The organism is Pseudoalteromonas sp. S16_S37 (genome assembly GCF_014694405.1).
Taxonomy (GTDB): Bacteria; Pseudomonadota; Gammaproteobacteria; order Enterobacterales; family Alteromonadaceae; genus Pseudoalteromonas.
Genome location: NZ_JAAUWV010000055.1, coordinates 1 through 13,821, shown reverse-complemented (window position 1 = coordinate 13,821; position 13,821 = coordinate 1). Strand labels below are relative to the sequence as shown.

Sequence of the window (13,821 nt, the reverse complement as noted above, 5' to 3'; positions counted from 1 at the left end):
GTTTTTTACTATATGTGACACATAGCTTGCTTATGGATGGAGTAATAATGCTGACAAGCTCAATAAAAGTTCTGCTGGTGGAAGATCAGCCGGATATTAGCCGAAATATTGCCGATTATTTTGAATCAAAAGGCGCGGTGATCGATTTTGCTTACAACGGAGAGCAAGGATTATCGTTAGCTCTGAGCAACTATTATGATTGTATTGTGCTTGATTTAATGTTGCCCAAAATGGATGGCTTGCAGGTGTGTTTACAAGTTAGGAAAAATGCAGATAGGCACATTCCTATTATCATGCTGACAGCCAGAGACACACTGGATGATAAGTTACAGGGCTTTGGCCAAGGAGCCGATGATTACTTGACCAAGCCTTTTGCTTTGGAAGAGTTATGGGTACGTTGTATGGCATTATCGCAACGTCATACGTTAAATACCTCGCATACCGTCACCGTTGGTGAGATCTCTTTAAACAAGCAAACTCATCATGTTACCCGCCAAGGAAAAGAAGTGGTTTTACAACCAATACCGCTAAAAATATTAAGGGTGTTGATGGAAGCTCACCCCAGAGCTATTAGCCGTAGCGAGTTATGTGAAAAAATTTGGGGTGATGAGCCTACGGACTCTGATGCATTGCGCTCGCATATTTATCAGCTGCGCAAAGCGATAGATAAACCGTTTTCGTCTCCTGTGATTAAAACTTTACATGGCGTTGGCTTTGCGCTTGAGGCGACTGCCACAGCAGCGGCTGCCGCAGCAAATAAAGAGTAAACAAAATATGAAAATAACGCAGTTACGTAATCGTATAGTTATCTATTTTGTAGGTAGTACTCTACTGACGAGCATTTTATTTGGATTAAGTAGTTTTTTTATTGCTTATAATGTTGAAGATGAGTTTTTTTACGACTTACTTAAAGATGAGGTTAAGGTTGTACAAACTCAGATATCACAAGGTCAAGAGCCGCAACCAAAACTGGATTTTGTGCATTATGTTAGGTATCAAGAGTTACTGCCAGAGCCGGTATTAACACGTTTGCGCGAAGAGCCAAATCGCCGTGAATTTTCGGGTGAAAACGGTCAACATTTTCATCTTTTAACACTAAAAGACCAACCAGGTTATCTAGTCGCAGAAGTAAGCGAGCATTTAGTGGTGCGTAAATTCACCGAAGGTATGGTGTATTTTTTACTCATTATTTTTGCATTTGCTTGCTTGATAGCGATTGTGATGGGATTTGCATCTTATAAGATCTCTAAACGCTTGTTGAAGCCTTTAGATGATCTTATGGATATTTTAACTAATGCGCCTGTTGATAAACTGCCGCAAGGGTTTGCCAGAAAATTCAATAACGATGAAATTGGCACATTTGCCAAAACGCTAGAATCAGCGTTATCGCGTATTCGCGCATTTATTCGTCGTGAGCAATTATTTACGCGTGATGTATCTCATGAGCTAAGAACACCGGTTACCGTTAGCCAAGGCGCTTTGACGCTATTAAAGCAGACGAATTTGGACGCGCAACAGTCATCATTAGTGCAGCGTATTGACGCAGCGCAGCAACAAATTGAACAAAGTTTGACTATTTTACTGGCGCTAGCGCGCGAAGACTCGCTCGGGGAAGGTAAAAGCCGTTTGTTGTCAGCAATAGAACAAAGTGTCATACAGCAATATGAGCATTTATCAGGAAAAGATATTAAGTTGGTTGTTAATGTTGATAGTCAAATTGAGGTGCCAGTCGCACAGACCAGTTTGCTTATATTGCTCAATAACTTACTAGGTAATGCGTTTAAATTCACGACACAAGGAAAAATCACCATTTCCTTTAGTAATAACACGTTGTGTATTGAAGATACTGGGCAGGGGATTGGCAACGATGAGAAGTCGTTAGTATTTGAAGACGGATTTAAAGGTGAAAATAGCCAAGGTTTGGGTTTGGGTTTGAACATTGTTAAACGTTTGTGTGAAAAGCTTTCACTGCAGTATTCGCTCGCAAGTAGTGCATTGGGCACACGCGTAGAAATTGCATTTTAACGCGAGAACTGATCCACACTTTGCAGATAATCGGCGAGGTTACACTATAGCGAGACTAAATCCAGACTGTATTTGTTCTGTCAAAACAGGCATGCTAAACGAAAGCCTGTTTAGGGAAGTCCAAAAGCATGAATAAATCGATTTCTTCACATACTCCCAGTGATGATGATAAAAAACCGCAAGGGATCATAAGTTTGCTCCCAATAGCTGCGTTCGTTAAACCTTACAAAGTTATGGTTGTTTTGGCGCTCATTGCATTAATAGTCACTGCCGCGGTTACTTTGTCGTTAGGTCAGGGAGTCAAATTAGTCATTGATAGTGGCTTTGTCGCAAGTTCTACATCGCAACTCAATGTTGCAGCGATGAGTATGATTGCCATGATATTACTGCTGGCTATTGGTACTTTTTTTCGCTTTTACTTGATGAGTTGGCTTGGCGAACGTGTAGTTGCAGATATGCGCAAAGCGGTACTTGAAAAAATCGTGTATCTGCATCCCAATTACTTTGAAGAAAACCGCAGTGCAGAGATCACATCTCGATTAACCACTGATACCAGCCTGTTGCAATCCATTATAGGCTCTTCTTTTTCGATGGCTCTGCGCAGTTCGCTAACATTGATTGGTGGTTTGGTAATGTTATTTGTCACTAACTTAAAACTGTCGCTCATCGTGGTTGCATTTGTACCCTTGGTATTATTGCCGATGTTTGCATTTGGCAAAAAAGTCAGGCGCCTCGCCAGTAGCAGTCAAGATGCCATAGCCGATATAGGCACTTATGCTGGAGAGATCATTCAAAATATTAAGGTGGTGCAAAGCTATACCCAAGAAAAAGCAGAATGTAAGGCGTTTGCCAAAGAGGTTGAGTCTGCTTTTGTGGTCGCTAAAGCGCGGATAAAACAGCGAGCCTTGTTGATTGCTATTGCTATTTTTGTCATTTTTAGTGCCATTACGGTGATGCTGTGGGTTGGTGGTAGCGATGTTATTGCAGGTGAAATAACAGCAGGCGACCTTGCCGCATTTGTGTTTTATGCGGTGATGGTGGCGATGTCGGTAGCAACGATTGCTGAAGTTTATTCCGAGCTTCAGCGTGCTGCCGGGGCCGCACAAAGGTTATTACAACTGCTAGACGTACAAAGCGATTTGCAAAGCCCTGAGGATGATGCGCCGTTAGATATAAGCTTAGGTACCGCGATCGCTATTAAACAGCTGTCATTCAGCTACCCATCAAGACGTTCACAACTGGCATTGAACCAGATTAATTTGACCGTAAACCAAGGTGAGGTTGTCGCTATCGTTGGCCCTTCTGGTGCGGGAAAAAGTACCTTGTTCGAGATGTTGCAGCGCTTTTATGACCCACAACAAGGCACTATTACACTCAACGGTATAGATATTAGGTCATTGCCTTTAACACAACTTAGAAAGTTAATGGGGCTAGTACCACAAAACCCTGTATTATTCAGTGCAGATGTGATCCATAACATTCGTTATGGTAAACCAACCGCCAGTGATGAAGAAGTGATAAACGCTGCTAAAAAAGCACATGCGCACGAGTTTATTGAAGGGCTGCCTGAAGGATATAACAGCTTTTTGGGCGAGCAAGGTGTTAGGCTCTCGGGTGGGCAAAAGCAGCGTATTGCGATTGCCCGAGCAATTTTAAAAGACCCTAGTATTTTACTGTTAGATGAAGCAACCAGTGCGCTAGACTCAGAAAGTGAGTTTCACGTGCAAGCGGCTTTAGTAGAGCTTATGAAAAACCGCACGACATTGATTATTGCCCATCGATTATCAACGGTAAAGCATGCCGATAGTATCGTCGTTATGGAGCAAGGCAAGGTGGTAAATCAAGGCGATCATCAAACACTGATTAGCTCAGATCCGCTTTATCAGCGCTTGTGTCAGTTGCAGTTTGAAGTAGCATAAAGCGTATAGATGCAAAAGCCTGATTGTTGGATGGCGCTCGTGGCTCATAAACCGCTTTTTATTGGGGACGGTCAGTTAGGTGGTAAAGCCACGCCATCCAAGATTGGTAAGCGGCGCAGTTAGTTTTTTATTCTACCCATCAAGTGTTTACTTTCCGATAGACGTTTAACTATTTGTGTGTTTTTTAAACATGCATTCAAACAAGTCTGTTAATGCGTCAAGCTCTATTGGTTTTGTTAGGTAATCACTAAAACCGAGATCTCGCGCTTTATCTTGGTCGGTAGACATGGCATTGGCTGAAACACCGACCACCGCAATGTTTTTTGTACTTTCATATTGTTTAAGTTTTTCAAACACTTCATACCCTGAGATATCAGGTAAATTAATATCGAGTAGGATCAAGCTAGGTTTGAGCTTCTTAGCAGCCTCGATGCCACTAATCCCATCAATGGCCTCATGGTAGACGATATTGTCAAACCGGCTAATGAGGCGTTTCATCAGCTTTCTATTGGTTGCATTGTCTTCTATGTACAACACTGTGTGCTGATTGCTCTGGTGGACGTCTTCTATTCTAGCTAGGGGCAGCGTAAAGGTGACCGTAGTGCCTTTTCCTTCACTACTATGTACGTCGATTTGCCCATCCATAGCTTCAATGAACTCTTTAGCGATAGTTAAACCAATACCAATGCCTTGTTCTCCAGAGTATTCATCGGCACCACGTTCAAATGGCTCAAATATATTAGCGAGCTTTTCACTTGATATCCCACTTCCTGTGTCTTTGATATGCGTACAAACGCTATCGCGGTCTTTTTTGAGCGCTATCGTAACTTGGGTATTGTTATCACTATATCGAATAGCATTGTCGATGAGATTGGTGATGACCTGCTTTAGTTTTGAGTAATCAGCTTTTACATAATATTGCGTCGATTCATCAAACGATATCGATATATGTTTTTGATGAGCGGCGGGTAATAGCTGGTTAATAGACTCTTTTAAGTTCTCATTCAGTAAAACTTCTTCGATACTTAATGACAGGCTGCCAGTCTGAACAGATGCGACTTGTAAAATCTCATTTACCATTAAAGTGAGATCTTTACCTGCTGTAGATATTTCTTTTAGGCTATCGATTTGGCTTTCACTTAGATCTTCTTCTTCGAGTAACTGAGTAAAGCCAATAATGGCGTTAAGCGGCGTTCTCAGCTCATGACTCATGCGCGATAAAAACTTTGATTTAGCTTTACTGGCTGATTGCGCTTGCTTGGTGGCGCTTTCAAGTTCGCTGGTTCGTTGTTGTACTTGCTCTTCTAAATCAAGGCGATATTGTGTTAAAGCTGCTTCGTATTTTTTCTGCTCGGTGATATCCCTAACGATACCGGTAAACATTCTTTTGTCGCCAACAAGCATTTCACTGACGGCTAGAGACATAGAAAATACCGAGCCGTCTTTTCGTTGACCCAACACTTCACGACCTGAGCCGATTACTTTTTTTATACCACTAGTCATGTAGTTAACGAGGTATTGGTCGTGTTCTTGCTGATATGGAGCAGGCATCAGCATTTTTATATTTTTGCCAATTACTTCTTGCTCCTTATAGCCAAATATTTTTTCTGCAGCTGGGTTAAAGCTGTCGATAATGCCTTTTTCATTGATGGTAATAATGCCGTCTATCACGGTCTCAATAATGGCTTTAATGCGCGCAACTTGGTCGTTCAAGAGTGCTTTTTGCTCGACTATGTCGGATATGTCTCTGACGATACCCGTAAACATCCTTTGACCATTAACATTCATTTCACTGACTGCCAGTGACATTGAAAAAATGGCACCATCTTTTCTTTGCCCTAGCACTTCTCTTCCCGAGCCGATTACTTTTTTATCGCCGCTGGTTATATAGTTAACCAGATATTGGTCATGCTCCTGCTGATATGGGGCAGGCATCAGCATTTTAATATTTTTGCCAACTACTTCAGGCTCTTTATAGCCAAATATTTTTTCTGCAGCAGGGTTAAAACTGTCGATAATGCCTTTTTCATCGATGGTAATAATCCCGTCTATCACAGTTTCGATAATGGCTTTAATACGCGCAACTTGGTCGTTTAAAAGTGACTTTTGCTCTGCAATTTCTGAGATGTCTCTTACAATACCTGTAAACATTCTTTGTCCATCAACGCTCATCTCGCTAACGGACAGCTCCATAGGAAACAATGCGCCATCCGCTTTTTGACCAAGCACTTCTCGTCCTAAGCCGATAACTTTCGCCTCTCCTGTTGTTAGGTAGTTATCAATATAGCTGTCATGTTCATTTTGGTATGGCGAGGGCATCAGCATTTTCACGTTCTGGCCAATCACTTGGTCAGCTTTATAACCAAAAATACGCTCGGCGGCCGGATTGAATGTTTCTACAATCCCTTCATTATCAATGGTGATAATGCCATCAACTACGGTATTGATGATGGCTGATAACCGTGAAAACTGGGATTGCAGCTGAGCAGATAGGTTATCCATATGTTCAGAATTATCGCTTTGCGGGGCGTCTGAAGCAGCCGCTTTGTTAACGATGGATTGCGTCAGTAAAGTAATGTCATCACGAATACTGATAAGCGAAAAACCGGGAGTTTGTTCAAAGTGTGTTGCCAGTACACTTTTAAGTGTGCGCATCCGAAACTTTAAATATGCGATATTCAACAGGATAAGCGCCAAACCTATGAGCACCCAATTACCAATATAAATGAAGTTACTCTGAGTTATTACATTAGAAGGTAGGTTTCTTATCTGCAGGTAATAATAGCAATCAGCGCTTGATACACACAGGCTAATGGCGCCGAAAAGGTGATATTCGTCTTGATGTATATACGGTGTAGAGCCTTTCACTGAGGATAAAAAATGAGTGCTCTCTATGGTGTTAGGTAATGCTTTACCTATATCGTCTTGGTTATCTGATGCTGCAATAGTGAGTGTGTTTTGATGGATAAAATATTCACTTAAACTATTGTGGCTAAGGTTAGCACGGCTCGCTTTCCATATTGCAAATGTCTTTTTAGGGTCATTGTCTGTGGTATCTACAAGCTGATTAAACTGGGTTAGTTCTTGGCTGATAAGTTGCATTTGTGCGTTTGTAGGCGCTTGATTACTACTTTGTATTTGCGTACTTGGTGAATCTTGCACAACAATAAACAGTGAACTCAGTAACACCGTTGTTAAACACGCAATGACATAAGGGTAGGGAATTGACTCAAGCCACTTCATATTTGCTCTCTATATGTTCGCTGTATATTCATTTTTATGTATTAAAGCGTTTATTTAGGTAGCTGAATGGTAAACGTACTACCTACGCCACATTTGCTTTCAACAAGTAGTTCACCCTTCATAAGTTGAACTAGCTTCTGAGTTAAAGTCAGGCCTATCCCCGTCCCTTCGGTTTCTGAACGCTCGGCGCTAAGTCGGTTAAAAGGCTCAAAGAGTTTTTCTACATCTTGCTCTGCAATCCCTTGTCCTGTATCGGAGATAGAAATCACGCAGTGGTGTTGGGTTTGCTTCGTTTTTACAGTAATACTTCCGCTCTCTCTGTTATATTTCACTGCGTTAGATAGTACATTGAGTAGCACCTGTTTGAGCCTAAGCGGGTCGCACATCGCATAAACACTTTGAACGTTGTCAATGTTTAAAGTGATGCCTTTTTTCGTACAGTCGGCTTCGATAAGCTTAGTACATTCAATGAGTGTTTTAGAAACGTCATGCATTTGGGTGTCTATTTTAAACTTGCCTGCCTCTACTTTGGATAAGTCTAAAATCTCATTGATCAGGTTCAATAGGTGGCGACTGGCTTTGAGTATTTCTTTTACATCATCAGCGTCCTCATCACCAAGGCTCTCTGATGATTCCAACAGCTGACCAAACCCTAATATGGCATTCAGCGGCGTTCTGAGTTCATGGCTCATATTGGATAAAAATTCGGACTTTGCTTTGTTTGCGCGATCCGCCTCTTCTTTTGCTTGAATTAGCCTTTCTTCATTTTTCAACCTGACCATTTCTAACGAAACACGGTCTGCGAATACCGCTAAAAGTGACTTGATGTAGTCGCAATTGTACAGCTTATTACTGCTCATTAAGCCGATATACCCGAGTATATCGCCGCCAACGGTTGCAAGCGGCACAGCGATATACGCTTCTATCTTGTGTTTTACTAGCCACTCATCTTGAGGAAAGGCTAAATGCGCGTTTTCTTCATAAAAGCATACACCACCGTCTTGTATTTTTTCACAAGGCGTGTGCTTTAATTCGTACTCGTAATCGTTGATTATCTCTCCATAGTGGGCAAGGGAAAGGGTTTTTACAACACCAGGTGTTGCGGTTGGTATTGAGATAAAACTGGTTGTGGCACCTGTTGCTATGGTCAGCCCCATAGTGGTTTCTTCAAAAAATTCACTGCCAATAGTGGTAGAGGTACTTATCACCATAGCTTGCAGCGCCTGCTGCAGCATTTTATTGGTGGTGATGTCTGTTCTAATCGATACGTATTGGTAGGGTTTACCGTCTTTTCCAATCATTGGAGTGATGGTTGAATTTACCCAATAAAGGCCACCACTTTTTTGTTTATTGCAAATGTCACCTTTCCAAACTCGACCGCCTTTTATGGTTTTCCATAAGTCCCTATAAAATGTATCATCATGTATGTCAGACTTGACGATACGATGGTTGCGACCTAGCAGCTCCTCTCTACTGTAGCCGCTAATTTTACAAAAATAGTCGTTCACATAGATGATATCGCCTTTGTGATCAGTAATACTGACGATGGCATGAGAGTTAATAGCCAAGTGCTCTTTGTCTCTTTCATAGACTTCTTTTTGTAGATTCTCTTTTAACGCTTTTTTTAATCGGTGCCTTCTTGCCCTGACTAAAATTGAACCACAAAAATGCTCTTGTTCAACGGGTTTTAACAAAAAGTCGTCAGCACCGGTTCTCAGTGCATACAGCTGTGCGGTGTAATCAGTGTCTGAGGATATAAAGACAATTGGCACATCCACAAATTGCGGTTGTTCTCTTAAGATAATGGATAGCTCAGGACCAATAATATACGGCATGTGATAATCAAGAATAATGACATCGGGGTCTAAACTATGTAATTGTTCCAGTACTTGTAATGGATCTGAAAACTCATAGGTTTCAAATCCTTGCCCTGCTAAAAGCTCACCATAAAGGCGCAAAAATGTTTTACTATCATCGACTATCAGCGCTCGATAGGGGGTATCTTTTTTGGCATCAGACAATGAGCTCATGATTGAGGTGATATATACTTCATGATTTGGGATTCTGATATACCTATCAACGCCAGCTCTAAGTGCTTTTAATCTGAACTGCATATTCATACACTTCGACATAAAAAGTAACAGCGCGTCGTGTGGAAGCATTCTTTTTATTTCAGAAATATTGCTAAGAATATCCCCTTCTTCAAGGGGCGCATTCCACTTAAAAATAACCATCAAAGACATATCGACGTCTTGATGTGCATGCAGATATTCATAAAGCGCTTTAATGTTATCAAGCACTTGGCAGTCGTATCCGGAGGCTTTCAATATGCTGGCAAGCTTGTCTCCTTCAGTGTGTATATTGTCAATAATGATTACGCGTTCGTTCAAGCAGCGGCTTTGCTGTTCCATAATTTCAACACGCATACTGTTTGCGAACGTGTGATTTTGAGACAGAATATGGCAAATGTCTTCAACGCTGGTTTCGAGTTTTTCCCTGTTTTGCGCATCGGGATGTTCGACATACTCGGTTAAGTTGTTGATAAGTTCATGACTTAAATATGACTCTGGATATATACCACTGCCCCTTTGGTCATCACACCTTTCACGTATCAGCTCTATGATTCTTTCTACTAAAAGTGTTTTTACAGTTTCTTGATTAGCAATTTGTTTTTGTAGTTGCACTAATTTATGGAGTAAATTTTGTTCAATGTACATAAAGCTCTACTCCTGATTAACTAGGTGATGAGAGTCGCGGTGGCTTAGCAAGTAAATATGCATAAAACTAGTCTTGAAATTGGTTTTTAATGTGATTGATTTCATCAATATGTTGCACAAAAATATCTACCAGTTTTGGCTCAAAATGATGACCACTTTGCTCTTTGATATAATCAATGGCTGCTGCTGTACTCCATGCTTTCTTATATGGCCTTACAGAGGTTAATGCATCAAAAACATCTGCAATCGCCGCGATTCTTCCTTCGATAGGGATGGCTTCTTGTTTTAAGCCATTAGGGTAACCAGACCCATCCCATTTCTCGTGATGGCATAGTGCGATATTTCGCGCCATGATCATCAAGTCAGAGGTATCACCACCGAGCAATTCACCGCCTATTTGGGCATGTGTTTTCATCACTTCCCATTGCTCGGCGTCTAGCGTTCCGGGTTTTAGTAGTACTGAATCAGGAATGCCTATTTTACCGATATCATGCATTGGACTGGCATGTAGCATCAGCTCGCATTCGTAATCTGACCAACCAAGTTTTTGCGCCAGGAATTTACACATATGGCTCATACGCAAGATGTGATTACCTGTTTCTTCGTCTTTATATTCGGCGGCCATGCCCAATCTTTGCACAACACTTAAACGAGTACTGTGTAGTTCTCTTGTTCTAGCCTCGACCATCTGTTCCAATACTTGCGTTTGGTTATCGAGCATTTTGTGAGCGAGGTGGGCATCTAACAAATTTTGCACTCGCATTAATAGCTCATTTTTTTCAAAAGGCTTGGTTACATAGTCTCTTGCGCCTTTTTGTAGTGCAGTGAGTGTACTTTCGAGCCCTTGTTGCGCTGAGATAACAATAATGGGTGGCATTAATTTTCGTTTTAGTGCAAATAGCGCGTCCATTACCTCAAAACCATCAAAGTGTGGCATATTAATATCTAGTAAAATGAGATCAGGTTGTAGGTCGAGAAAAGTCGTTACAACTTCTCTAGAGTCACTTAGAAGATGAACATGCCGGTACCCTTTAGCTTTTAGAAGCCTATCTAGCAACTTCAAGTTGGTTGGGTTGTCGTCTATTGCAAGGATGACCGAACTGTTACGTATCTCTTTCACTGTGATTACGACCTATCTAATTAAATAATGCGGCTGCTAAGTAGCCATTAGGTTGATGTTTATCAGGTTAAACACTTGCATACTGTAATTACTCAACTGCTTTAAGCCGTTCAGTGATGTTTTTTAGCTTGTCTTCGAGCACAAATGATAGGCCTAACGTTTCTTCAACGACCTCTTTAGTTTCATCTACTAACCCCATCAGTTCAGACTCTTGTTCTTCATCAAGGCCTAGGGTAATAATTTTTAACTGCACGGCCTGAGATAGGTCGTTAACGAGTTTGCTTATTTGAGCGTCTTGACTCTGGCATAGGCTTTTGATGGTGGCAAAGTCATCGGTGAGTTGACTCTTTAAGTTGTTAATGGCTATTTGACGAATAGTGTGTTTTTCAATTTGTTCTTCAATAAAGTCAATGCGGCTATCGACAATAGTCAGCAAAATGGCAAAGTTGTCACGTAATCGACCAATCATTTCCTCATCATTAACATGAATACCTTTAACGAGCATTGAGCAAGAAGGAGAATTAAAAAGTAAATTTGAACCAAAAGGCACGATACGCTTGGCGTTCCTACCAAGCTCTAATATTTCACGCTCTAAATCAGAAATTGTCGCTTTAGGAAATTGATGGTATTCACCAGCTACTCTAAATTCGACGCAGCACTTAACCCCTGCATTGGCGTAGTAATGTTTTATATTGTTAAACAGGATGTCTAAATCAGTAACTTCTAAATTGTCGGTAAAAAAGGTAACGAGTTCTCCAAGCTCACTTGCCTGTTGCATTGACGTAAACGCGGTATTTGATGCCAGCTCGTATAATTCTTTGAGGTTATCACGCTCGGAGATTCTCAGTTCAACACGTCTGAGTTTTTCGCGTAACTCTTGAAAGTCCACAGGCTTAGCAATGTAATCATCACCGCCTGCGCCATAGGCATTGAGCTTGTCTTCACTCGATGTTAGAGCAGAAATAAATATAATTTCGCAGTCATTATATGCGCCATGTCCTCGGATCTCTTTAACCAAGTCATAACCGGTATAATTGGTACCGAGCATAATATCCATAAGTACCACTTGTGGCTGATGCATTTCCATCAGTGTGAGAATTGGCTCACTGCCATCAGAAGAAGTGACTTCGTACTGTTTGCCCAGTGCTTTTTCCAGAACAGCCCTATTTTGAGGGTTATCATCAACGGACAATATTTTCACAAGCCTTCCTAATTTAGATTGTTTTTAAATGCCTGTATTTAAAAGTAGCTAAGGAAGTTACCCCTAGCAAATAACTCAAGCTGCTTTTATTTTTACCCTATTGAAACCGTAACAAATTGAACTTAGGTGCTTTTCGTTAACCACTATGAACCTTGATATTTGCTTTTTAAATAATGCTCTGATGCCAACATTTTCAGCAAATAATGATTCAGTTGAAAATTTTTTTATGTTGTAAGTGTGCAGAAAGCTTGTCGTTTTAATTTCTCTATATCAAAGAAAACGAGTCACCGATGTGCTCGCACTGTAATGATACCCATAAAAGGAAATAACGATGACTAAGCAAATATTACTACCTTCACTTTTACTAATGACATCACTTGCCTTTGCGCAACTTTCAGATACGCGCAGTGAACTGAGCTGGGCCTGGCGGTTATCTCTCAAGATCAAGGCCTTGGTTTAGTAATCGTTGAAGAAGTTGCAGAGCAACACCGAGCCCATATTGAAGTGAATGGTAAAAATGAGTTTGCAGGCGCCACTTTCAAAGTACTGTTTGCCACAACTTAAACGAAGTAGAGGTTGTCTGTAAGATATTGATTTAATTTAGCGATATTTTTTGAACACCTTTGTCGTGGGCTATTTTAGTTGCAAGCGATGTCTAAAGTCATAGCGCAGCCCTATCGAGATAGCGTTGATATCTGGCTGATTATCAAAATCTTTGTTTAAATATTCTATGTGTATTCTGATAGGGCGACTTGGTTGCCACTCTAAAGTGAGTGCGTGACCTGTGTATGCTTGATTTCTCACATCAGCGTGTGCAAAGTCATTGTCAAAAGCAATCACTCTTGTGGTTAACTTGTAGTGCTCCATTATCTGATAAGATAAAGATAAGTCCGCTGTAAATCCGTTTCTATCAGCTGCTTCTGGCGTGCGCTGGTAACGTTTAGCTTGATAAAACAGCGCACCATAGATGCGTGGATGAAACTGATACACAAATGTACCAGCCCATGCTGTGTCTTGACCGAGTAATTGAGCGTTACTATATCGCTCTTTGCTTAAATAGCTAACACCCGCATGTAAGCCTTTTTTATCATAGCTGACTCCAATATTAACTAAATCACTTTGTTTATCGTCATTTGAGCCATTAAATTTCGCGCCAGCTATCCAACTAAAAGGTCCATATTTGTCGCTGTAAGTGACAAAGTTATCAATGAAAAAGTCAGTGTCAGGCGGGTAAGTAAGTGGGTTGCTAGAGTAATTGAACATCTCAATGTAGTCAGCGATAAACTGATAAGATACCGAACGTTGCTTGCCAATGGCGAGGCGTCCAAAAGGGGAGAAAATTGCTGTGTATGCGCGCCTAGCACTGGCTATATTGTTTTCATCTGCGGTATCAAATCGCCACTCGCCATGTAATTGCGCGCTCCAACTGGCAGCAAAGCTGTGAATAGCTTTAAAGCCAATATAGGATAATGAATCGACAACTAAGGTGTGATCAATGAATACCACAACATCATTAGAGCAAATTAAAGCACAATTTGACCACTGGCGTCACAACAAAGACACGTTAGGCACTTTTACCCCCGTTGAATTGCGCAG

General features: G+C 41.1%; 9 protein-coding genes. 4 read left to right on the top strand and 5 right to left on the bottom strand.

Features of this window, described 5'->3' with window-relative positions:
- Positions 1-47: 47 nt before the first annotated feature.
- The 3 genes from HC733_RS18195 to HC733_RS18185 all read left to right on the top strand — a co-directional run bounded on the left by HC733_RS18195 (position 48) and on the right by HC733_RS18185 (position 3,944).
- Positions 48-767 (top strand): response regulator transcription factor, encoded by a 720-nt coding sequence (locus HC733_RS18195; protein WP_190366426.1) that lies wholly within the window; start codon positions 48-50, stop codon positions 765-767.
- A gap of 7 nt (positions 768-774) precedes the next feature.
- Entirely contained in the window at positions 775-2,025 is a 1,251-nt protein-coding gene (locus tag HC733_RS18190; protein WP_190366425.1) for a sensor histidine kinase, read from the top strand.
- A gap of 128 nt (positions 2,026-2,153) precedes the next feature.
- Positions 2,154-3,944 carry an ABC transporter transmembrane domain-containing protein gene (locus HC733_RS18185; protein ID WP_190366424.1) on the top strand — a complete coding sequence of 597 codons (1,791 nt, stop codon included), beginning with the start codon at positions 2,154-2,156 and terminating at the stop codon, positions 3,942-3,944.
- Positions 3,945-4,109: 165 nt separating this feature from the next.
- On the opposite strand, the gene HC733_RS18180 is transcribed toward HC733_RS18185, so the two are convergent.
- From HC733_RS18180 to HC733_RS18165, 4 genes are all read right to left on the bottom strand, one after another.
- On the bottom strand, positions 4,110-7,187 hold the full coding sequence (locus HC733_RS18180) for a PAS domain-containing hybrid sensor histidine kinase/response regulator (protein WP_190366423.1): 3,078 nt from the start codon (positions 7,185-7,187) through the stop codon (positions 4,110-4,112).
- A gap of 50 nt (positions 7,188-7,237) precedes the next feature.
- On the bottom strand, positions 7,238-9,904 hold the full coding sequence (locus tag HC733_RS18175; protein ID WP_190366422.1) for an ATP-binding protein: 2,667 nt from the start codon (positions 9,902-9,904) through the stop codon (positions 7,238-7,240).
- Between the two features lie 67 nt (positions 9,905-9,971).
- Complete coding sequence (locus HC733_RS23575; protein WP_342366032.1) at positions 9,972-11,024, bottom strand: HD-GYP domain-containing protein; 1,053 nt, start codon at positions 11,022-11,024, stop codon at positions 9,972-9,974.
- An 88-nt stretch (positions 11,025-11,112) separates the two neighbouring features.
- A complete protein-coding gene (locus tag HC733_RS18165) occupies positions 11,113-12,225 on the bottom strand; it encodes a response regulator transcription factor (RefSeq protein ID WP_342366031.1) in 1,113 nt (370 codons plus the stop codon).
- A gap of 331 nt (positions 12,226-12,556) precedes the next feature.
- Between HC733_RS18165 and HC733_RS23435 the strand changes: the two genes are divergently transcribed.
- Positions 12,557-12,685, top strand: a complete 129-nt coding sequence (locus tag HC733_RS23435; RefSeq protein ID WP_274602039.1) for a hypothetical protein — start codon at positions 12,557-12,559, stop codon at positions 12,683-12,685.
- 173 nt (positions 12,686-12,858) lie between these two features.
- Here HC733_RS23435 and HC733_RS18160 read toward each other — a convergent pair whose 3' ends face one another.
- On the bottom strand, positions 12,859-13,731 hold the full coding sequence (locus tag HC733_RS18160) for a porin (RefSeq protein WP_190366421.1): 873 nt from the start codon (positions 13,729-13,731) through the stop codon (positions 12,859-12,861).
- Positions 13,732-13,821: the final 90 nt, after the last annotated feature.